The organism is Pradoshia sp. TA40_28 (assembly GCF_059694525.1).
In genome coordinates, this window is sequence record NZ_JCATZO010000008.1 from 23,057 (window position 1) to 45,236 (window position 22,180).

The 22,180-nt window shown below is 37.8% G+C and carries 19 protein-coding genes; 10 read left to right on the plus strand and 9 right to left on the minus strand.

Annotated elements, in window-relative coordinates:
- Window positions 1–42 precede the first annotated feature (42 nt).
- Window positions 43–831: a 2,3-dihydro-2,3-dihydroxybenzoate dehydrogenase gene (locus tag AC58NB_RS12005; RefSeq protein WP_497427075.1), complete on the minus strand. Its 789-nt coding sequence runs from the start codon at window positions 829–831 to the stop codon at window positions 43–45.
- Between the two features lie 681 nt (window positions 832–1,512).
- Window positions 1,513–2,025 carry a GTP pyrophosphokinase gene (locus tag AC58NB_RS12010; RefSeq protein ID WP_497427076.1) on the minus strand — a complete coding sequence of 171 codons (513 nt, stop codon included), beginning with the start codon at window positions 2,023–2,025 and terminating at the stop codon, window positions 1,513–1,515.
- 438 nt (window positions 2,026–2,463) lie between these two features.
- On the opposite strand from AC58NB_RS12010, the gene AC58NB_RS12015 reads away from it, so the two are divergent.
- Window positions 2,464–2,994: a hypothetical protein gene (locus tag AC58NB_RS12015; RefSeq protein ID WP_497427077.1), complete on the plus strand. Its 531-nt coding sequence runs from the start codon at window positions 2,464–2,466 to the stop codon at window positions 2,992–2,994.
- 71 nt (window positions 2,995–3,065) lie between these two features.
- Here the strand turns inward: AC58NB_RS12015 and rnz are convergent, their stop codons facing one another.
- Complete coding sequence (rnz, locus tag AC58NB_RS12020) at window positions 3,066–3,983, minus strand: ribonuclease Z (RefSeq protein ID WP_497427078.1); 918 nt, start codon at window positions 3,981–3,983, stop codon at window positions 3,066–3,068.
- A 246-nt stretch (window positions 3,984–4,229) separates the two neighbouring features.
- Between rnz and zwf the strand changes: the two genes are divergently transcribed.
- Window positions 4,230–5,720, plus strand: a complete 1,491-nt coding sequence (gene zwf / locus AC58NB_RS12025) for a glucose-6-phosphate dehydrogenase (RefSeq protein ID WP_497427079.1) — start codon at window positions 4,230–4,232, stop codon at window positions 5,718–5,720.
- Between the two features lie 25 nt (window positions 5,721–5,745).
- Window positions 5,746–6,363, plus strand: a complete 618-nt coding sequence (locus tag AC58NB_RS12030; RefSeq protein ID WP_497427080.1) for a cyclase family protein — start codon at window positions 5,746–5,748, stop codon at window positions 6,361–6,363.
- Window positions 6,364–6,424: 61 nt separating this feature from the next.
- Here AC58NB_RS12030 and AC58NB_RS12035 read toward each other — a convergent pair whose 3' ends face one another.
- Entirely contained in the window at window positions 6,425–6,820 is a 396-nt protein-coding gene (locus AC58NB_RS12035; RefSeq protein ID WP_497427081.1) for a thiol-disulfide oxidoreductase DCC family protein, read from the minus strand.
- Window positions 6,821–7,161: 341 nt separating this feature from the next.
- On the opposite strand from AC58NB_RS12035, the gene AC58NB_RS12040 reads away from it, so the two are divergent.
- The 6 genes from AC58NB_RS12040 (at window position 7,162) to AC58NB_RS12065 (ending at window position 14,573) form a co-directional block, all read left to right on the plus strand.
- Window positions 7,162–7,914 (plus strand): DeoR/GlpR family DNA-binding transcription regulator, encoded by a 753-nt coding sequence (locus AC58NB_RS12040; protein WP_497427082.1) that lies wholly within the window; start codon window positions 7,162–7,164, stop codon window positions 7,912–7,914.
- Complete coding sequence (gene pfkB / locus AC58NB_RS12045) at window positions 7,911–8,822, plus strand: 1-phosphofructokinase (protein ID WP_497427083.1); 912 nt, start codon at window positions 7,911–7,913, stop codon at window positions 8,820–8,822. The genes AC58NB_RS12040 and pfkB overlap by 4 nt, the downstream gene beginning before the upstream one ends.
- Before the next feature lie 12 nt (window positions 8,823–8,834).
- Window positions 8,835–10,754, plus strand: coding sequence for a PTS fructose transporter subunit IIABC (locus AC58NB_RS12050; protein ID WP_497427084.1), 1,920 nt, complete (start codon window positions 8,835–8,837; stop codon window positions 10,752–10,754).
- A 345-nt stretch (window positions 10,755–11,099) separates the two neighbouring features.
- A complete protein-coding gene (locus AC58NB_RS12055; RefSeq protein ID WP_497427085.1) occupies window positions 11,100–12,338 on the plus strand; it encodes a C40 family peptidase in 1,239 nt (412 codons plus the stop codon).
- 130 nt (window positions 12,339–12,468) lie between these two features.
- Window positions 12,469–13,491: a DUF2804 domain-containing protein gene (locus AC58NB_RS12060; RefSeq protein ID WP_497427086.1), complete on the plus strand. Its 1,023-nt coding sequence runs from the start codon at window positions 12,469–12,471 to the stop codon at window positions 13,489–13,491.
- A gap of 452 nt (window positions 13,492–13,943) precedes the next feature.
- Window positions 13,944–14,573 carry a nitroreductase family protein gene (locus AC58NB_RS12065; RefSeq protein WP_497427087.1) on the plus strand — a complete coding sequence of 210 codons (630 nt, stop codon included), beginning with the start codon at window positions 13,944–13,946 and terminating at the stop codon, window positions 14,571–14,573.
- A 49-nt stretch (window positions 14,574–14,622) separates the two neighbouring features.
- Here the strand turns inward: AC58NB_RS12065 and AC58NB_RS12070 are convergent, their stop codons facing one another.
- Together AC58NB_RS12070 and AC58NB_RS12075 are read right to left on the minus strand one after the other, a co-directional pair.
- Window positions 14,623–15,432 (minus strand): class I SAM-dependent methyltransferase, encoded by an 810-nt coding sequence (locus AC58NB_RS12070; protein ID WP_497427088.1) that lies wholly within the window; start codon window positions 15,430–15,432, stop codon window positions 14,623–14,625.
- Between the two features lie 256 nt (window positions 15,433–15,688).
- Window positions 15,689–18,409, minus strand: coding sequence for an ATP-binding protein (locus AC58NB_RS12075; protein ID WP_497427089.1), 2,721 nt, complete (start codon window positions 18,407–18,409; stop codon window positions 15,689–15,691).
- A gap of 409 nt (window positions 18,410–18,818) precedes the next feature.
- Between AC58NB_RS12075 and AC58NB_RS12080 the strand changes: the two genes are divergently transcribed.
- Window positions 18,819–19,076, plus strand: a complete 258-nt coding sequence (locus AC58NB_RS12080; protein WP_497427210.1) for an ester cyclase — start codon at window positions 18,819–18,821, stop codon at window positions 19,074–19,076.
- 273 nt (window positions 19,077–19,349) lie between these two features.
- Here the strand turns inward: AC58NB_RS12080 and AC58NB_RS12085 are convergent, their stop codons facing one another.
- The 3 genes from AC58NB_RS12085 to AC58NB_RS12095 form a co-directional block, all read right to left on the minus strand.
- On the minus strand, window positions 19,350–19,682 hold the full coding sequence (locus AC58NB_RS12085) for a GNAT family N-acetyltransferase (RefSeq protein ID WP_497427090.1): 333 nt from the start codon (window positions 19,680–19,682) through the stop codon (window positions 19,350–19,352).
- A gap of 12 nt (window positions 19,683–19,694) precedes the next feature.
- A complete protein-coding gene (locus tag AC58NB_RS12090) occupies window positions 19,695–20,174 on the minus strand; it encodes a GNAT family N-acetyltransferase (protein WP_497427091.1) in 480 nt (159 codons plus the stop codon).
- Between the two features lie 124 nt (window positions 20,175–20,298).
- Window positions 20,299–22,092, minus strand: coding sequence for a M3 family oligoendopeptidase (locus AC58NB_RS12095; RefSeq protein WP_497427092.1), 1,794 nt, complete (start codon window positions 22,090–22,092; stop codon window positions 20,299–20,301).
- Window positions 22,093–22,180: the final 88 nt, after the last annotated feature.

A 22,180-nucleotide genomic window follows, 5' to 3' on the forward strand; every position in this document is an offset into this window, starting at 1 on the left:
CCTATGTAGATGATTTAAATATTCAAAATATAATTAATAAACTTAGCTTGCTCCTAAAGTCGCACCGCCATCGACGACAAGATTACTCATCGTAATATGGCTTGATTGATCAGATAAGAAAAATAAAATGACATCCACAATATTCTCCGTCTCAGCAATCTTTTTCAGCGGAATCCCGACTTTAAAGGATTCAAGATTACCGTTAATCATTAATTCAGCCCCATTATCATCGGTCCAAAGAGATCGTTGCATATCTGTATCAGTTGAGCCAGGAGAAACAATATTGCAGCGAATATTATACTCTGCAAGCTCCAAGCCCAAACATTTTGTAAACATGACCGATGCTGCTTTTGATGCAGAATAGGCTGCCATAGATATTCTTGGTACACTCGCAGCATTAGAGCCGACTGTGACAACGGAACCTTTTTTCCTTGATATCATGTAACGGCTTACGGCCCTGGAAACATGAAATACTCCTGTGGTATTCACCGAAAATGTTCTCGCCCAATCTTGATCACTAAATGATTGTATAGGTCCACTGGACAGGGTACCTGCTACATTCACCAACAATTCAATTGCTCCAATTTCGCTTTCTACCTTCTCTACAATTCCATCAATTGCTTTACTGTCCCCCACATCTGCAGTAAACGCGAACACCTGCAATCCCTGTTCCTGTAGACGGTTAACATGTAAATGTAATATCTCCTCACTATGATCTACCACAGCAACTTTAACTCCCAAGTTGGCCAATCTTTGGATAAGAGTCCCTCCAATTCCTTTGGCTCCCCCCGTAACAAGTGCAACTTTCCCTTTTAATTCCTGGAAATCCAATTCAACACTCCCTTTTTCATTTACAGTCCTATGTAAAGATTGCTTGGCTCCATATCAGACTCCATATCAATCTACCTTAATGTTGATAATGATAATCATTATCAATTGGTTACACTAGAAATGATAGCTATCTTTTCCTAGACCGTCAAGGGAGCTTATTACATTTGCTCTTAAAGTACTATCCTTGCATTTCACAGTAGTTTCCTAACGAAAAAATAGTTCATTTTGCCATTTTCAAGGAAAATAGACGTTGTTTATTCCATATAAAGGAATTCTTGTAAACCATACTCACTGTTCCATATATCAATATAGAACCATTCCATCTGATTCTTTCAACCTAAAAATGTAAAAAAAATCATAAAAAGTATAATTCAAGATTATAACCATTTGGAAAACCCGTTTATCTAACAGACTCATATAATCGCTCTTGTTCATTCTTTTTATAAGATCCGATTTAAAGGATCATAGATATGAATTTAACGGGTAAAAGGAAAGAACAACACATAAAAAGAAACCGCCCCCTAACACCAGACACTTATAGATGTCCAGCTATAGGAGACAGTTTAAATGGAGTTAGGATTTGATTATCCACTCATGATTCTGAATCTGATTAAATCCAGGAATTGAAACCAGTTTCATATGCACATTGAGATACTTGGCTGCCATGCCCTGGTTCTTCTATCAATGATTTTTAGTCCATGCACCATCTTTATATATCCAATTATCTTCTGTTAATAGTTTAATTTCTCTTTGATACTTTTCTAAGCGTTTATAATCCTTTTCCTGTGGATTAGGTATTCTGGATAAATCACTATTCTCTATTAAGTCTGCGACTTTAACTGAGCGGCCAAGCTCGTTTAGTTTAGCACGATAGATAAATGCATCTCTCGATTCTCCTTCCCTTCTTGTTACAGAATCTATCCCCGATATAATATTTTCCGGAAAGCCATATTCCCTCAATTTTTCAAATGTAACTTCAGTGTCTTCAACGATATCATGTAATACCCCGACAATTTTCTCTTCTGTCGTATTTAACCTATTCATCACAGCTAGTGGATGACCAATATATGGATTGCCTCCTTTATCAAATTGACCATTATGATATGTTTTAGCTAAGTTGATGGCTAACTCTAATAGTTCTTCCAAAATTCTATTCACCTCTCTCATTATTATTAATGCTTCTAACTGATTCATTCCTATTACTCTATTAAAATTATACCCTCATTCGAATAAAAATTAGTCACTAATTCGGATAATGAGGAATAGTCACCTCTACTATTTTTCTATATATACTATCCTTTTATGTTATATGTTCTTAAGCATTCAATATACAGGAATGTATAAAGATAATTCCGCTTGATTTTCCATCTTTTATACACATTTTAGATAGGGCCATTTAGGACAATTTTATGGTTTATCCACAACCCGCTCCTTCCGCAAAAATTTTCCAAGGAACTAATGACCGCCTAATTAATAGGCGGAGCCTACCAGAAGTAACAGAAATGCATTAGATTGAGCAGCGGAAAAAAGCCGAATTTAATTCGCCAAACAGCCTCTCTCTGAATAACGTAATTTCAGAAGGAGGAATGTAGATTGAAAAAATTGATTCTTATTGCTGGTCTTGTTGGTCTATTGGTTGCTTGCGGGAACGAAGAAGACGTTCAGCCTAAGGAAGAGCCAAAGGTTGAAACAAAGGAAGAAGCTCCTGCAATAGATGAACCCAAAGATGAGACGCCACCTGCAGTAGAAGAACCTAAAGAGGAGACACCACCCGCAGTAGAAGAACCTAAGGAAGAGACTCCAGCTGCCCCACCGGCAGAACAGTCTATAGACCCTCAAATCGCGTTGTCAATCCTCCAGGACGCTTATAAAGGGATTGCCACAGTAGAGTATAAGGCAGAGATGAAAGCCTTCACCATCCTGCCGACTGACCCAAACTTTGCTGTAGAAATGTCAAAGATTCTCTCTGGGGAATTGCCAAAGGATGACTGGAACGCTCTCGTTGACTCATTAGCTAACGTCAGTAGTCAACTCGGTCCAGAATATGCTGTGTTCCTGCTCAACCCAGCAAATCCAGACAATTACATTATCTTAGCAGAAAATGGCACCATCCTATATGACGCTCTTAATGAGGACGTCGTGAATGATGAACAGCCATTTTAATTAAAAACAAATAAACGAAAAAAAAGATAGCAGGGCTCGCCCCCTGCTATCTCCATTTTATTTGATGTTAATTAAAGCTTAAAAACTGAAAAGTCTCTGGCCATTTCTGTACTCGGAAAAATGGCTTTCGCCTCATTAAGGAGTTCAATTTCATCATCCATAGTGAATCTAGAACTAATGTGGGTGAGGATTAACCGTTTGGCATTCGCTTTTACCGCACATTCTGCAGCCTGAATGGTGGTGGAATGAAAATAGTCAATGGCCATATCTTCCTGCCCCTGTTTAAAAGTAGCTTCATGAACGATACAGTCTGCCTGTAGTCCCAGATTTACTGCGTTTTCACATGGCCGTGTGTCTCCTAATATCGTGATTACGCGACCCGGTTTAGATGAGCCGATGTATTCTTTTCCATTGATCATACGACCGTCTTCCAATTGGACAGTCTCACCTTTTTTAAGTTTACTGTATACGGGTCCTGGCGGAATTCCTGCCTCTTTCAATAAATCTGCTCTTAATTCACCCGGTTTATCCTTCTCAATAATCCGGTATCCGTAGCTTAATATAGCATGGTCCAAGGGCAATACCTCTACCCTGAATGTCTCATCTTCGAATAAAAGACCATCTTCCTGAATTTCCAGAAAAGAAAGCTTATACTTTAAATGTGTTTGACTTAAACGTAAGGATGTTTCCACATATTCCTTTATTCCCACGGGTCCATAAATTGTCAGCGGTTCAACTCCCCCTTGGAATGAACGGCTGCCAAGCAATCCGGGAAGTCCATATATATGATCTCCATGTAAATGAGTGATAAAAATTTTCTCTATTTTTCTCGTTTTTACAGGTGTGCGCAATATTTGATGCTGAGTCGCTTCTCCGCAATCAAACATCCAGCTTGCCCCTCTCTCTTCATTCATCTGCAAAACAAGTGAGGATACGTTTCGCTGCTTAGCCGGTATGCCGGCACCTGTCCCTAAAAATACTAATTCCAATCTAATTCCTCCAACCTATTTGGATACATCTATATTACAGCACTCTTCCTCTTTTTTCAGCATTAACGAGTATGAGAAAATCTTTTCTTCTTTTAATAACTCGACAAAATATTTTATTTTCTGCAATGTTACCTGTAAACTAAAGTATAAATCCAATCAGGATTCTATACATTGATAAACCATTCGATAAGAGATAAAATAAACTATTGTAATTACCGAGAATAAGACATAAGGAGAGGTTCTGACATGCCCACTATTGACAAACAATCAGGATTAATAATGATATTTGGGGCTACTGGAGATTTAGCGCAACGGAAACTTTTCCCTTCATTATATCGTCTATACACTAAAGGCAGACTATCATCAAACTTTGCCTGCATTGGTATTGGTAGACGGGAATGGACAACAGACCGTCTTAAACAACATATTCATGAAGCGATTTCCAGTGAGCATGGCACTGAATCAGAGAAACTTGAATTTGCGGAGCATTTCTATTATCAATCACTTGATGTCAGCCAAATCAGTGTATCCTATCATGAACTGCGCATTCTGGCAGACAAATTAGATGAAAAATATGAGCTGAATGGAAATCGTCTCTTTTACCTTGCGATGGCACCAGAATATTTTGGACCAATTGCTACTCGATTAAAAGAAGATGGATTAACCAACACTGCCGGATATAAACGCTTAGTGATCGAAAAGCCTTTTGGTCATGATTATAAATCAGCTGAAGAACTTAATAATCAACTTCGCTGTTCCTTCTCTGAGGACGAGATTTACCGTATAGATCATTATTTGGGTAAAGAAATGGTTCAAAATATCGAAGTCATCCGTTTTGCAAATGCCTTTTTTGAACCACTTTGGAATAATCATTACATAGCCAATGTTCAGATTACCTCTACGGAAACACTTGGTGTAGAAGACAGAGGCAGATATTACGAGAACAGCGGCGCCCTTAGAGATATGGTGCAAAACCATATTATGCAGATTGTCTCTTTGTTAGCGATGGAGCCTCCAATCAAATTGACAACGGATGAAATTCGCAGCGAGAAAGTAAAAGTTCTTCGCGCCCTTCGTCCTTTTAAGGAAGATGAAGTGAATAACTATTTTGTACGCGGTCAATATGGCGAAGGTCAAATTGGTGATAAACACTTGCCAGCATACCGTTCTGAAAACATGGTTGACCCAGAGTCCAATACAGAAACCTATGTGGCCGGTAAAATGATGTTTGATAATTTCAGATGGGCCGGCGTACCATTTTATATCCGTACGGGTAAGCGGCTTGCGGCGAAATCAACACAGATTGTTGTTCAATTTAAGGACGTGCCAATGAATCTGTTTTATCGTACAGAAGAACAGCTAAACCCTAACTTACTGGTTATTAACATCCAACCTGAAGAAGGGATCACCTTACATCTGAATGCTAAAAAAGGCGGAAAAACACCTGTTAAATTAAGCTTCAGAACTTCTAAATATGATCGATTCAATACACCTGAAGCTTATGAACGTCTTCTATTTGATGCAATGCGCGGAGATGCAACAAACTTCTCTCATTGGGATGAAGTAGCTCTGTCCTGGAAATTCACAGATGTTATTTCAAAATCATGGGAAAGCGAGCCTGCTGAATGTTTCCCTAACTATTCATCCGGTTCAATGGGTCCTGATAGTGCTGATGAACTGTTGGCAAGAGATGGTTTCCATTGGTGGGCCATTGAAGAAGAAGAAGAAGAAATTTAATCTGGAGAAGGAGCGTTAGAACCTCATGAAAATTTATGATGTATCTATGCCAATTTATACAGGAATGCCTGTTTACAAAAATATCGAGGACAAACAACCTGTTTTTAACACCGTAACAAATGGACATGTTACTGAATCCCGTATCACCCTTGATGCCCATGTTGGGACTCACACAGATGCTCCGCTCCATATGATGAATGACGGTGCTACTATTGAAACAATTGGACTGGAGCGTTTGGTTGGAAAGTGTAAAGTGTTTGATTTAACGCATGTAACAGGGCTAGTTGAAAAAGAAGATCTTGAGGCCCTCCCAATTGAAAAAGGTGACTTCATTCTTTTAAAAACAAAAAACTCTTTTGATGATGAATTCAATTTTGAATTTATCGCATTAGGCGAGTCTGGTGCAAAGCATGTTTCTGAGATCGGCATTAATGGCGTTGGCATTGATGGACTTGGTGTGGAACGCGCCCAACCCGGACATCCTACACACAGAACCCTTTTTACAAACGATGTAATCGTTATTGAAGGTTTACGCTTAAAAGATGTCCCTGCAGGTGAATACTTTATGGTCGCTGCCCCGCTGAAATTGGTGGGAATTGATGCAGCTCCATCTCGGGTATTATTGTTAGAAGGCATTCTTTAAGCAAACAAAAAACCCACTTTCGTCACGAAAGTGGGTTTTTTTGTCAATTTAAGTATACCTTTCATAAAAATCTTTTCCGAATTTCCGGTGAAGGCAGTGTACATTGATCCTTCTTCCCAAACCATTTAATTCTGTTTCTCGCAATGATATCATACACCTTATCCCTAATGGACCCTGGTATAACTTTAAATAGATAAAAAATCTTCCACAAACCGGATAGGCGCTTACATATATGTAAGGCTGCCGAAGACTTGATATAGAATTTATGTTGTTCTGGATCAATTAAAATGATGCTGTCGATTTCATCAGGGACATGATATTCCTTTACCAATTGTTGACCGACATCACTCTGCAGAGAGGCAAATGAAAAAATCCCTTGAGGATCCCTTTTAATGATAAATTGAACACTGGCATCACAAAAATTACATTCGCCGTCAAACAGGACAATTTTCTTCATACTAATCCCCTTTTCATGGCTATCTATAGATTACATATTCCTCTTTTATTTGATATAGAGCAAATCTTTTACCTCTATCTGACTATACTAAACCTATCTTTTATTCATCTATCTAGATGAAATCCTTCTTCCCTATATCGATCAAATTAACACAAAAATAAGATCCTATATAACCAAAATTCTATTCAAACGTTGTACTCATTTTAACCACTTTAAATACTCACTATTTATAAGCCGTGAAAGATTTTGATGATACAGTGAAACTTTTTGATTGAATTTGATTGATATTGATTGCTTTCTAAAAATAAACAAATTATATTTAACGTTAAGGAGGTGATGAATTGCTGACACCGGAAAGACAGCAATATATCATCGAGAAAATTAACCGCAATGGATTTATTAAAATACAGGAACTCGTCAAAGAATTACATACATCTGAATCCACGATTCGTCGTGATTTAAGCCAACTCGAAGATATGTCCATTTTGAAAAGAGTACATGGCGGTGCTGAACTTGTAAAAAAACGTGGTATTGAACCAACTATTTTGGAGAAATCAACGTCCAGGCTAACGGAAAAAGAATCGATAGCCAGGATAGCTGCAAGTTTGATTGACGAGGGTGATTGTATTTATCTCGATGCTGGTACGACAACCCTTGCTATGGTTCCATTCATCCAAAACAAAGCCATTACGGTTGTAACAAATGGAATCATGCAAGCAACCGCTCTCCAAGATAGCGATATTATTACCTATTTAATCGGTGGTCGGATAAAAAAATCAACAAATGCATTAATCGGGAGCCAGGCAATCAATAATATAAGCAACTACCGATTTGATAAATGTTTTCTTGGTATAAACGGCATTCACCCTGATTGGGGATTCAGTACCCCTGATCCTGAGGAAGCTATATTAAAAAGATCAGCCATCGATTTATCTAAGGAAGCTTTTGTTTTAGCTGATTTCAGCAAGTTTGATGAGACTTCTTTTGCCAGAGTAACAGAATTAGATCAAGCAACTATTATAACGGCTGGGATAGATTCGGCCAAATTGGCTAAGTATAAAAAGAATACAACGATAAAGGTAGTGAAACCATGATCTACACCGTGACACTAAATCCATCAGTAGATTTCATTGTAGAAGTCGAGCAGTTTGAGCTCGGCGGTTTAAATAGGATGAATAAAGAGGCCAAATATCCAGGCGGGAAAGGAATAAATGTTTCACGTATCCTCAAACGAATCGGTTCAAGAACAACCGCTCTTGGTTTTAGCGGTGGTTTTCCAGGAGGATTCATTCTTGATGCTTTGAGAAGTGAGAACGTACCTGAAGAGTTTATCCAGGTGGAAGAGGACTCCCGTATTAATATTAAGTTGAAAACCAGTCAGGAAACAGAGATTAATGGATTGGGTCCGAACATAAGCGCTGAAAAAATGGATGAACTTCGACATAAGCTTTCAAAAATGAACATTGATGACATTCTCGTTTTATCAGGCAGTATTCCCCCTTCCCTTTCACCTGATTTATATATGGAACTAACAAGAGAATATGCAGCAAAAGGAATCCAGGTCGTAGTAGATGCAAGTGGAAAAACCTTACTTGATGTTGTAAAAGAACGCCCTTTTCTTGTGAAACCAAATCATCATGAACTTGGAGAGATATTTGATACAAAAGTAGAAACGATTAAGGATGCCATCCATTACGGTTCTATGCTTGTCGAGCAAGGTGCTCAAAATGTGATTGTCTCTATGGCAGGCGAAGGAGCTATCCTTATTAATCGCGAAGGTGTCTATACAGCTACTATTCCAAAAGGGCATGTAAAGAACTCCACTGGTGCCGGTGATTCATTGGTAGCTGGATTTATCGGGATGTGGGATCAAACGAAAGATATGCAAAGAGCTTTTCAATATGGAGTTGCCTCAGGTAGTGCAACAGCATTCAACTATGACCTTGCAGAAAAAGAAGATATTGAAGCTCTTCTCTCGCAAGTAAGTATTCAAAAACGATAAGGGAGTGAAATCATGAAAATAACAGATTTACTAAAGAAAGATACCATGATCCTGAATCTTTCATCGACGAATAAAAAAGATGTTATAAATGAACTTATTAATCAATTGGATCAAGCAGGAAAATTGAAAGACCCTGCAGGCTATAAAGAGGCAATCCTAAAACGTGAAGAGCAAAGTACAACCGGAATTGGCGAAGGAATTGCGATTCCTCATGCTAAATCAGAAGCTGTGAAGGATGCTGCTCTATGTTTTGGGCGTTCGGCGGACGGAATCGACTATGAATCATTAGATGGACAACCCGCACACCTATTCTTTATGATTGCTGCACCGGCCGGAGCAAACGATACCCATCTCGAGACATTATCAAGACTTTCTTCCATGTTAATGTACGATGATTTCCGCAGGGCTATTTTACAAGCAGATTCTAAGGATCAAATTCTTTCCATTATTGATGCTAAACAGAAAGAACTTGAAAACGAGGATTCTAACGATCAGCCTGCACCAGATGCTGAGGAAGCAAAAGAAGAAGGTTTTGTATTAGCTGTTACGGCATGCCCGACAGGAATCGCGCATACATATATGGCAGCCGATGCCTTAAAAGCAAAAGCAAAAGAAATGAATGTCAATATTAAAGTTGAAACAAATGGTTCTACTGGGGTCAAAAACCCTCTCACTGACGAGGATATTCAAAAAGCGAGTGCGATCATTGTTGCCGCAGACAAAAATGTTGAAATGAATCGTTTCAATGGTAAGCATGTGATTCAAGTTCCTGTCGCACAAGGTATCCGAAAACCGGAAGAATTGATTAACCGAGCCTTAAAACAGGATGCCCCTATATATGAAGCTAAAGGCGGCTCTTCTAATCAAGAAGGCGGATCACAGGAGAAAAAAGGGATTGGCGCCCAAATATACAAACATCTCATGAGCGGTGTAAGCAATATGCTTCCATTCGTTGTCGGCGGCGGTCTCTTGATTGCCCTATCCTTCTTATTTGGTGGAATTAACCCGACCGATACAGCATCACCTGACTATAATCCATTTGCCGCAGCGCTCAATACGATTGGCGGCGGAGATAAGGGTGCTTTCTTCTTACTAGTACCGGTACTAGCCGGTTTCATCGCCAGCTCCATTGCAGATCGTCCAGGTTTCATGCCCGGTATGGTCGGAGGATTATTAGCTGCTTCTGCAGGTGCAGGTTTCCTTGGAGGCTTAATTGCAGGTTTCCTTGCTGGTTACGTAACTCTTGGTGTTAAAAAAGCTTTTAACTGGTTACCTGCCTCTTTGGAGGGAATCAAACCAGTCCTGTTATATCCATTATTCGGCCTTTTAATCACCGGTCTTATTATGATATTCATCATTAATGACCCAGTTGTGGCGATGAATAAAGGATTGACCAACTGGCTTGAAAACTTAAGTGGTACAAATGCTGTCTTTCTAGGTTTAATTGTTGGAGGTATGATGGCTGTTGATATGGGAGGTCCTATCAATAAGGCAGCTTTCACATTCGGAATCGCAGCGATTGCTGCCGGAAATGGTGTCCCTCATGCGGCTGTTATGGCTGGAGGAATGGTACCACCGCTTGGTATCGCATTATCGACTACGTTCTTTAAAAATAAATACACAGACTCAGAACGAAAGTCTGGCCTTACAAACTATATCATGGGAGCTTCCTTCATTACGGAAGGTGCAATTCCATTTGCGGCAGCCGATCCAATTCGAGTAATTGTCAGTTCTGTAATTGGTGCTGCTACGGCTGGTGCCCTATCGGCAGCATTTGGATGCTCAACTCCTGCTCCACACGGCGGTATCTTCGTTGTAGGATTAATAGATAATCCTTTCATGTACCTGTTAGCCATCCTAATTGGTTCACTTGTGACAGCTGTTCTACTAGGTTTCTGGAAAAAGAATACAGACATTAAAAATGTAGCATAAAGAAAAAAATGACCTTGAGATTTCAGGGTCATTTTTTTATATTTTTTGCCTTGGATCTTATATACATACTAAAGACGGTGGTGCAACTCTAATATAAAACGAAACGGTTGGTTCTATACCTATACTTTCTGCAATTCCCCAGTTGAGCAGTCTCATATCTCTTCTCCTCTCCCACAAATAATCCATCTAATTGGAAAGTCCCTATTGTATTGTGAGACCTCTTCTCCCTTTTCATCTATCAATTTTTTGAATAAGTATATAACTTTAATCAGAAATTTTACTATGTTAATATAATATAGACGTAATAGAATAGTAAATAAACCAAAATTAAAGGAGTTGATCAGGATGAAGCATATAAAAGTTGTGACCTTCGCTGCCGCTGCTATAATGTCGTCTGCATTTGCCCAAGAAGCTTCTGCAGCTTCTTCGACATACACGGTGAAAAAGGGGGATACACTTTCTTTTATTGCCTCAAAATTCAAAACAACCGTTGCGAATTTAAAAAAATGGAATAATTTATCGTCCGATATTATTTATCCAAACCAAGTGGTCAAAGTATCTACTAGCAGTTCTTCGAGTTCAAACACTTCTGAGAGTACAAGCAGTGCTAAAACATACACCATTAAATCCGGTGATACCTTGTCTGCCATTGCTGCCAAGTACTCTACAACCGTAAGTAATTTGAAAAACTGGAATAGCTTAAAGAGCGATCTTATTTATCCAGGACAAGTAATCAAAGTATCTGCCGGTACTACTGGATCATCATCCAGTTCGTCTTCTGGAAGTACATCTACGTCTTCCACCAAGACCTATACGGTAAAATCAGGCGATACACTAAGTAAAATTGCCAGCGAATATTCTATTACTGTCAGTCAACTTAAGAGCTGGAACAATCTTTCCAGTACGATTATTTATCCAAAACAGGTTTTAAAGGTATCTCAACCTACAACTAATTCTGGATCTACTAGTTCTTCAACTTCATCCAGCAGTACATCTTCTCAAACAACCTATACGGTTAAGTCGGGAGATACATTAAGTAAAATTGCCAAAATATATTCTATGACTGTTTCACAAATCAAGTCAATGAATGGCTTAAAATCTGATATCATTTATGTTGGACAAAAGTTGAAAATTTCAAAGGCGACTAGTGATTTGCCGTCTCTTTCTACTCCTTCCAGCGGTTCTTCTTCCGCTCAGGAAACAATAGGAAACCCAGCTTTTACATCTAAACTCATATCCATCAGTAAAAGCTTTATTGGCACAAAATATGTATGGGGAGGAACGACTCCGTCTGGTTTCGATTGCAGCGGCTTTCTTTATTATGTCTTTAATAAAGCGGGTCACTCTATGCCAAGATACACAGCTGAAGGGTTCTATAACCGTTCCTATTTTGTGAGTTCACCTCAACCCGGTGATCTTATCTTCTTCTCTGGTACATACAAGAAAGGAATTTCCCATTTAGGCATCTATCTGGGCAATAACGAGTTTATTCATGCAGATAATAGTGGTGTACGCATCACAAGTACCAATAACAGCTATTATAAAAAACATTTTGACAGCTATAAGCGATTATATGCGAATTAACCATTCAGTGAGCGGATTAAACGTCCGCTCACTGTTTTTTATTCTCCAATAGACGCCTATACTCTCGGATGGTAAATTAATAATAGATTTTAATTTTAAAATGGTAATTCTACTAGAAAGGTCGTTTGGTATGAATCATACATATCTTGAAAGAGAAATAACCGAACCTGTTACTTTATGTGATGAGAAAGGGCAGTTAAAACCCGACAGCATAGGCTGGTCAAGGAAGCCTCTAATTAGCGGAAATGTAAGCGGACACTTTCTGCGTAAAAAGAAATGGAACTATTGGTGTATAACCAATAAAGATGTTCTTTTTTCCGTTACCATCAGTCATTTAGATTACGCGATGGTGTGCTTTGTCTATTATCTAGACTTACATACCAAAACATTTTATGAGAAAACAGCCTTGTTCCCTTTTAAGAATAACAAAATCCTCCCAGATGATGTCCTGGCAAGTACGAGACTCTCCTCCAAACAAATGAACATTGATTTTTTATGGAGTCATAACCATTTCCAACTGAACGTGGAAATCCCAAATTTCGATGGAAAACCGTTGCAAGCAAATCTTGAAATCAGCTATCCTGAGACGGATTCGTTGAGTGTGGTAATTCCATGGAGTAATCAAACATTCCAATTAACAACTAAGATGCATTGTCTCCCTACTAAAGGAACCCTAAGCATCGGATCTAAAATCTATCAATTTAGTCCGGATGAAAGTTATGCCAGCCTGGATTATGGCCGGGGTGTTTGGCCAAGGAATTGTACCTGGAATTGGGGAATGGCTTCAGGCAAACAAGGAAATGATGTAATTGGTTTAAATTTTGGCGGGCAATGGACAGATGGAACAGGCTTAAATGAAAATGCCATATTGATAAATGGACGTTTGACAAAAATTAGTGAGGATATGAAGTTTCACTATAATAGACAAGATTTTATGCAGCCATGGAAGATTCATTCTTTGGCGACTGATTGTGTGAGGCTAACCTTCACTCCCCTATTTGAACGTATTGCCAAAACAGATGCGCTTATCGTTAAATCTGAAGTTCATCAAATGGTAGGTTTCTATGATGGGGAAATCCGCTTACAAGATAATACCCTACTAACCATTCAGCAAATGCCTGGGTGTATTGAAGAACATATAGCAAAATGGTAGAACTAAGATGCAGTAAAAATAGAATTTGAAACACTAGTGAATGAAATATAGGGTCCATATTTAGGACCCTTTACGTTTCTTATGCATTTCATCTTCACTTAAATAATGATGACTCCTATAACCCCCAAACCACCAATTGTTGGACTTCCATAAGATTCTGTTCCAATTATCTCCGTCTCGATTTTACTCTTTCGTTTCGGTACCTTCATATTGGTCAGTCCCCCTATCATTCTCTTCGTTAGCTTAAATCTATCATGCGCCTCAACTTATGAATGTATTTCCCCCAGCGGATTCAATTAAAGATTTCCGTGATTCATATAAAATTTGCTTTTTCTGATATAATGATTATTTGACAAATTTACTCTATAACACTACAATTTATTTGTTACTTACAAAAAATAAGCTAACATATAATAATAACTATAAGTGATAAACATACGGAGGAATTTATTATGTCTAATCTACATAAAGATTTATCAACCATTATTAAAGAACGTCATTCAATCAGGCAATATGATTCTTCTTTTAAACTGTCTAAAGAAGAACTTAAAAGCATACTTGAAGAAGCTACCTTAGCTCCTTCTTCCAGCAATATGCAGGCTTGGAGCTTCATCGTCGTTCAGGATGAGGAAAGAAAGAAAGACCTTGGCTTGTTTGGTAATAATGCAAAAGTTGCTGAAAGTGCCTCTGCTGTCATTGCCGTACTTGGAGATACTGAAATGCATAAAAAAGTCGATAAAATCTACGATATGATGTTTGAAGCAGGTTTTGTTGATGAGGAAAACAAAGAAAGACTCGTACAGGATGTTAAACGGGTGTATCCAGGTGCTCCTAAAGAAACCCGAGCAAATATTGCAAGCTTTGATGCTGGCCTAGTCTCCATGCAATTGATGCTCATTGCAAAGAACCGCGGTCTTGATACGATTACAATGGGCGGTTTTGATAAAGCTGCTTTTGCTAAAAATTTCAATGTGGATGAGAGATACATGCCAATTGTTCTGATTGCGATTGGTAAGGCTCAGGGAGATCAATACTTCAAAACTGTACGCCTGCCTGTTGAAGAAATCGCTACATTCATCTAAATAGTAGTACTTATAGAGCTGTCCAGCCACGTTGACAGCTCTATCTTTTTTATTTTTTCTTCCCGATATACAACAAATGAGACGATCCACCAAGAAATGATGGATTGGTTGCCTTATCAATCAATAAATCTATCATTTTATCCATTTCACCTTCATTCTTCTCTTTCCAATAATTCCACTGATGATTGGTCATCATGGCAGCGATATTTGAACTAATTAAAGCTACCTTTTCAAACCCATTCGACTCCATAAATGGATCTATATCTTTAACCCGATAATAGTAGGCACCGGTAAATCTCCCTTTTTCTGCATGATTAAAGCAACCCGTTTCACTGAACTTTTTTAATGTATCCACCGTATTATTCGGCTTCCAGTTTTCAGGAAACATAAGGGACGTTAACAGATGCTTCTCTCTCGGCATAAACGCTACAAATACGAGGCCACCTCTTTTGGTTACACGATTCAATTCCTTAATTGCGTTCAATCGGTCCTCTTCCTTTTGTAAATGATAGAGCGGCCCAAGCATGATGGAAGCGTCAAATTGGTCATTTTTCAATTCGGTAAGCTCTCTTGCATCCATTTCATAAAATCCATCAAACTGTGCAGACAGATCGGATTCTTGCGCTTTCTTTTTAGCGAGTTCAACCAAACTCGGTGTTAAATCTGACAAGGTCACCCGATACCCCTCTTCAGCTAACTTTAACGAATATTTCCCTGGCCCCGCACCATTGTCCAAAATCGTTTTTGCTGTACCTAAATATTTTTTTATATAATGCCAATTCACTTGAAACTCAATTGGTTCCCGGTCCAATCTGCCCCACTCATCAAATCCGCTATAATAATCAATAATGTTATTCATACTTCTGCTCCTTTAGATTATTTCTTTAATATTAATCTTCAAGAAAGCGCTCATAAAATCCTTTTTTTCAAAAAAGTTACCTCAAGCAACAAACTGATTAAAAATAGCTGCAAAATGAACTTAACTTACTTTTTAGAGAATAGACTCTTATTACAGATAATTTCATTCAAATAGAAAAAGCCGCTCAATTGGAATTAAATTGAGCGGCTTAAATCCATATTTCTTTTATCAGTTTGAGTCTGTAGTTGCTAATCTCTTAATTTAGCCAAACTCTCATTACAGAGATTAATTGTTCCAGGTTTATTGGTTTGCTGATATAATCTGACGCTCCAGCTGCCAAGCATTTTTCACGATCACCCTTCATAGCTTTAGCCGTTAAGGCAATGATCGGGAGTGAGGCCAATCCTGAATCCTGACGGATGCGTTTCATCGTCTCGTATCCATTCAGTTCAGGCATCATTATATCCATAAGAATCATATCAATATGATGATCCTTTTTTAGAATCTCCAGGCATTCGATTCCATTATGAGCGACTACGACTTCCATTTTATTTTTTTCAAGAACTGCTTTTAGTGAATATATATTACGTTGATCATCATCTGTAATAAGTACTCTTTTTCCATGGAGTATGTCCAATTGGTTATCATTCGTTTCTTTAGTCTCGAGTGGTTCAACAGACGTTGCCACTTGTGGTATCGTTTCACTATATGGAGACACTACTTCCACAAGATTATTTTCTTGTTCCTGTATATTTGGTAAATAAACAGTAAATGTGCTTCCTTTTCCTATTTCACTTTCGACAAATAGATGACCGTTTAGCAAATCGGTTAATTTTTTGCAGATTGATAACCCTAAACCTGTACCACCGTATTTTTGTACGGTAGATCCGTCTCCCTGTTGAAAGGCTTCAAAAATGATTTGTTGCTCATCTGGATGGATTCCAATACCAGTATCCATTACCGCAATTTTTATCCACTCATCGGATTGAGTCGTATCATGATCGTCTCTTCCATCACATTTATGGATTATTTTTTCCAACTTCACCGTTACTTTTCCTTGTTCTGTGAACTTTATAGCATTTGATAGTAAATTCTTCATGATTTGCTGAACTTTTTGTACATCCGTGTAAAAAGAGGATGGCAAATTCTCATCTATTTCTATTGTGAATCCAAGTTGTTTTCTTTCAGCTTGTGGTGAAAATATATTTAAGGTATCAACAATTTCACTAATTTCCATTTTGTTAGTTGTGATATCTAACTTTCCAGCCTCAATTTTTGACAGGTCAAGAATATCGTTAATTAAAGATGTCAAACTGTTCGCCGCTGAATAAATATATTCAATATACTCTTTTTCCTCAGCTGAAAAATGATCACTTTCCATGTCAGTTAACAGCTCTGAAAGAATTAAAATACTATTTAAAGGTGTACGAAGCTCATGGCTTATATTCGCAAGAAACTCAGATTTATAATTTGAGTTTTGTAGTAATTGTTCATTTTTTATTTTTAATTCTTCCTGAGATTGTTCAAGTTCCTTCGTCTTTTGCAAAGCTTCTTGCTCACGTTCTTCCAGAAGTTCATTAATTGTCATTAATTCTTCAGACTGGGAATGAAGCTCTTCCGTCTGAACCTGTAATTCTTCAGTCATGGCCTTTGACTCATTTAGCAAGCATTCAATTTCCATTCTATTTAAAACACTGTGTATGGCCAAACCAAGTGATTCATTCACTTGCTGAATGGCTTGATACTGTACATCCGTAAAACCTGTTATACTTGCGAATTCAAGGACACCAATCGTGTTATTTTCATAAATGATCGGAGCAATCAAAATCGATTTTGGTTTCACGTCACCCAAACCGGTTGAAAGTAGTTGGTAATCTTCTGGAATATCTTCTAAGAGGACTATTTGTTGATCAACAGCCGCCTGCCCAACGATCCCCTCACCTAACTTAATTCGATCTTTTCCACCGCCACCATAGGATGCTGCACGATAAAAACATGTTTCATCAGGCCGAATCCTTAAATAAAGCGCTCCAATCGAAGCACCTACTAATGGAGACAGCTTACCTTGAAGACGTTCTGCAAATTCATTTATATCAAAGGTACTTTGAGTCAAGCTTGCTACTTCATTAATTTTTGATAGTACCCAGTTCTGTATCTTGATATCATTCAAATATGCTTTTTCATTTTTATCGTAGTTTTCTAAAGACATGGACATATTGTTAAAGGCTTCAGCAATCAATCCTATTTCATCATCTGTTTTCACTTCTAGCCGGTGCAAAGTCGAAGGGTCGTTTAGATTAATTTCTTTCAATACATTCGTTATTTTTTTTAAATCCTTTGTCGTTGAACGAATAACCCAGTATCCAATTAACGCAATTAACCCACAGGAAGTCGTCATTAACACGTAAACAATATGGTACATTTGATCGTACTTTTCATTTGCCCTGTTAAATGCGCCCTCTATCATCTCCTCTTGATAGTTAATAAACTCTTCTATTATCTCCTTTAGCTTAGAACTTGATTCCTCCATTTTCATCCAATTATTACCAGCGTACTCAATGTCTTGTATTAGTTCCATTATGATAATTCGTTCGTTTTCTTTGTATATTCGATATAGAGATGCGCAATCCATTAATATTTCCCTAGCTTCCTTACTCAGTGTCATATTATGGATTTTTGCAAAATGTTCTTCAATCTTGACATGATTTTCAGCAAGTTTATCTTGTATGGTAGCTGATTTTGCTCCTGATAGATCATTCGCAATCATCCCAACTAACATTTTTGATGAAATGACGTTCTTTTCTATTTCATACGTGTAATTTACTTTTTTATATCGATTTTCTACAATTTCTAATAGTTCCTCGCGCGAACTATTTAGACTCTTAACGGTAAGTACCGAAACGAGTATGATTACCACCATAATTAGGATTATGCCAATTCGGAACTTCCTTCCGAATCCTAATTTATTGCTAATCATTAACCTCACCCTCTACCCTTAATACTCAACTTACTATTTTAATATCCTCGGTTTTCTATTCATACCGGTATTATTATCCAGTTCATCCGATACATGTATGATTAATTAAATGCCAGTCAACAAGCCGTATTAAAGGAAAATCGTAATCAAGCATAAAGGTGAGCAATTTATCTAAAATCCTAATATTACAGCGTTTTTTTAGAAGGAAACGCAGGATTTCTTTAGAGAATATTGAATAAGGATAGGTACATAAAGGGAGGTGTTCGTTTTGCAATGCTCTGATAAAAAAGAAATTGTTGAAATATGGTTTCAGGAAGTGTTTACGAAAGGAAATACAGATATTTTGAAAGATATTGCATCAGAGGATATGGTTACTCATTCTTAAGGAAATGACGAGGGATATGTTGGTATCAAACATTTTAAAAATTGGTTATCCTGGTATTGCAGCTCTTTTATTGAGCGCGAATGGAGCATTCATGACACGATTGAAGAAGGTGATAAAATCGTTACACGCTACACTGGTCATAGTATATATAAGGGTGGCTTACTGGATATCCCTTCTCAAAATCAACGGGTTAAGGAAACAGGAATCATTATATTTCGAATCGAGAATGGCAAGATTTCCGAACAATGGTGTGAAATGAGTGATTTACAACTGGTGCAATAATTAGGAGTGAAATTTGCTACGAACTAAATCAAAAATGTAGAGCTATTCTATTGAATTTCTCTACTGAATGGCTCTATTAGTCCATCTCTTCTGATCTGTTCCATATAAAACAGCAGACTATACCTGCATCCACTGCCATTTAATAGTCCTATTGAGTTCGAACTAAGAAATCACTAAGTTACCTTACCCTCACCAATTCTTTTTTGTAAAAAATATTGATGATGTCCAGTTGGGTGATTTTCAATCACTCCAAATACAGAAAAACCACATCTTTTATAGAAATCTGGCGCTTGAAAGATCGAAGATTAGAAGAGTACATCTTTTTTCTATTGCATCGTTTTCAACTCTTGCTAGTAGCTCTTTCCCTATTCCTTTTTGCCTAATTTGGTCGTCAATCCATAGAAAATCAATCTGCATCCTTCCCCAATGATAGTGCGCTGTGATTCCGCCTTGCATACGACCGGTATCATCCTTTGCCACATAAATGACTTCCCCATACGGTGTATCACTATGCTCCGGCAATTTTTGTCGATTATATTCAATTAAATGTTCTCGAATAAACACTTGATCTCCTTCGGTTCCAGGCTCAATTTTAACCACAGACATCCTTTTCTCCTTTTAATCAACCAATTCTTTATACATTAATAAATCATCCACATACTGACCATTCAGATAAAATTCTCCCTTTAATATACCTTGCTCTATATATCCATTCTTTTTATAGAAAGAAATAGCCGGTGTATTCGTGGATAATACTCTTAAAGAAATTTTTCGGATCCCATGCTTCCTACCCTCATCATCCAAAAAATTCAGTAATTCACTTCCAATTCCCTTCCCCTGAAAGTCCGGATGAACACCAATTGCCATTTCCCATACATGGCGATTACTCTCTAATGGAGTCGGATATTTAACAGACATATAGCCAGCCACCCTCCTGTCCTCGATTGCGACAAACTGGCTTCCCGGTGGAAAATGACCAGCGTAATCGGCCACTGACTCCCATACCATCGGCAGCGGTGTGTTACTATAATTCCAAATTAAGTGTTCCAGCTCTATTAATTGTTCATAATCCTCTATTCTTGATGTACGTATGACCATCTAGCCTTCATTCCCCTTTTCTACAATCTATATCATATTTTACTCTTTATCTGTTTAATTGATCATTAAATATAAAAAAACATTGCCATCCCACTTTGGATGGCAATACCATGAAAAAGTTTTTTTATTTTGTCAACTCAAGGAACTCATTTACATCAGCAATTGCAAGATCCACACCAGCCTGCCAGAAGTCCGGCTTAGTCAGATCTACACCTAAGTGTTTCATTGCCAACTCTTCTGTTGTCATAGCAGCAGTATCCTGCAATAAGGCAATGTATTTCTTCTCGAAGGATTTCCCTTCTTTTAATGATAAATGATAAATTCCTAAGCTAAATAAATATCCAAACGTATATGGGAAGTTATAAAATGGCACTTCTGCTATATAGAAATGCAATTTACTTGCCCAAAATGTTGGATGATATTCACTTAAAGAATCCTTATATGCTTCTTTTTGGGCAGATTCCATCATTTCGTTCAAACGCTCAACAGATACCAATCCGTTTTTACGTTCTGCATAATAATTTTTCTCGAAAATAAAGCGGGCATGAATATTCATAAACATAGCAATCGCATTTAGGATTTTGTTATCAAGCAAGGTGATTTTTTCTGCATCAGATTCTGCAGCACGCACACTGGCATCTGAACAAATTTGTTCTGCAAATGTAGATGCTGTTTCTGCTACATTCATCGCATAATCTGTATTAAAAAATGGCTTGTCATTTAAAACATGGCTGTGGAAGGCATGCCCTAGTTCGTGAGCAAGAGTAGCCACACCGCTTGGTGATCCTGAATAGGTCATAAAGATGCGTGATTCATTTGTTTCAGGAAAGCTTGTGCAAAATCCGCCTGGACGTTTGCCAGGACGATCTTCGGCTTCAATCCATGATTTTTCAAATGCTTCCTGGGCGAATTTAGGCAGTTCATCACCGAATTTCGCAAAATTATCGATAATAAATTTCGCACCCTCATCAAATGTATAATGCATCGGCTCCGTTGTTACAATCGGTGCATCGACATCTACCCAGCTCAATTTATCTTTACCTAAAAGTTTTGCTTTACGGTTAAGGAAGTCTACAAATGGCTGTTTATTTTTTGCAATGACATCCCACATTACATCCAATGTTTCTTTCTTCATACGGTTATACTGCAATGGCTCTTTCATAAAATCTTCTACACCATGTACCTTATAATTAGCCAAACGGAAACCGCCTAAATGATTAATCGTGTCTGCAAACAATGGGGCTTTCTCTCCCCATGCTTTTTCCCATTTCTCGAATAGTTTAGCCCGGACTGTCGGATTTGGGTCGTCGTGCATCTTGTTAAAAGCTTGGCCAGCTGACAAGTGAACTGTCTCGCCATCTTCATTTGTATAGGGAATTTCAATCATCTTAACAAGTGAATCATAATGGGTACTCCAACCGACATATCCATCTACACGCAAGGCATTAATGAGCGACTCTTCGGCTTCGGATAATTGCTCCTTACCGTGCTCCCTTTGCTCATTAATATAGAAAGCAATTTCACTGATTTGCGGGTGTTTGATGATTTCCTGCCAAACGGAATCATTAATTTGGACAAGCTTAATCGTAAATCCAGTAAAAACAGTTTCAAATTCACTTATTAATGTGTAAACTTCTCCATTTAATTGATCTGCTTTTGTATCATGAACATTTTGTGCAGTAGCACATTCAAGAAAAGCGGATACTTGATAGATAGCTTTTTGGAGTACTTCTGTTTGTTTTAAAATATCGACGATTTCTGCTGTACCACTAATATCTGAAGGCGCCTGCCACCCTTTTACTGTCTCTTTGTATGTAAGTAATAACTCTTTAATTTCGGCTAATTTTGCTGCCAATTCACGTGATTCAGAGCCGTTTGGAAATATAGTATCTAAATTCCACGTTAGAGAGTAATTCATTCAAAAACCTCCTATCTTTTCACAATTTTCAGTATACAACTTTTATTACCAAATGGATATCTTTTTTCATTAATAATAGTAATGTCAC

What these genes read in the sequence shown, in the direction of transcription:
- AC58NB_RS12050 (WP_497427084.1), top strand. Translation starts at nt 8,835, where the DNA reads ATGAAAATAACAGATTTACTAAAGAAAGATACCATGATCCTGAATCTT.
- zwf (WP_497427079.1), top strand. Translation starts at nt 4,230, where the DNA reads ATGCCCACTATTGACAAACAATCAGGATTAATAATGATATTTGGGGCT.
- pfkB (WP_497427083.1), top strand. Translation starts at nt 7,911, where the DNA reads ATGATCTACACCGTGACACTAAATCCATCAGTAGATTTCATTGTAGAA.
- AC58NB_RS12070 (WP_497427088.1), bottom strand. Translation starts at nt 15,432, where the DNA reads ATGAATAACATTATTGATTATTATAGCGGATTTGATGAGTGGGGCAGA.
- AC58NB_RS12060 (WP_497427086.1), top strand. Translation starts at nt 12,469, where the DNA reads ATGAATCATACATATCTTGAAAGAGAAATAACCGAACCTGTTACTTTA.
- AC58NB_RS12075 (WP_497427089.1), bottom strand. Translation starts at nt 18,409, where the DNA reads ATGATTAGCAATAAATTAGGATTCGGAAGGAAGTTCCGAATTGGCATA.
- AC58NB_RS12035 (WP_497427081.1), bottom strand. Translation starts at nt 6,820, where the DNA reads ATGAAGAAAATTGTCCTGTTTGACGGCGAATGTAATTTTTGTGATGCC.
- AC58NB_RS12055 (WP_497427085.1), top strand. Translation starts at nt 11,100, where the DNA reads ATGAAGCATATAAAAGTTGTGACCTTCGCTGCCGCTGCTATAATGTCG.
- AC58NB_RS12030 (WP_497427080.1), top strand. Translation starts at nt 5,746, where the DNA reads ATGAAAATTTATGATGTATCTATGCCAATTTATACAGGAATGCCTGTT.
- AC58NB_RS12090 (WP_497427091.1), bottom strand. Translation starts at nt 20,174, where the DNA reads ATGGTCATACGTACATCAAGAATAGAGGATTATGAACAATTAATAGAG.
- AC58NB_RS12095 (WP_497427092.1), bottom strand. Translation starts at nt 22,092, where the DNA reads ATGAATTACTCTCTAACGTGGAATTTAGATACTATATTTCCAAACGGC.
- AC58NB_RS12010 (WP_497427076.1), bottom strand. Translation starts at nt 2,025, where the DNA reads ATGAATCAGTTAGAAGCATTAATAATAATGAGAGAGGTGAATAGAATT.
- AC58NB_RS12085 (WP_497427090.1), bottom strand. Translation starts at nt 19,682, where the DNA reads ATGTCTGTGGTTAAAATTGAGCCTGGAACCGAAGGAGATCAAGTGTTT.
- AC58NB_RS12065 (WP_497427087.1), top strand. Translation starts at nt 13,944, where the DNA reads ATGTCTAATCTACATAAAGATTTATCAACCATTATTAAAGAACGTCAT.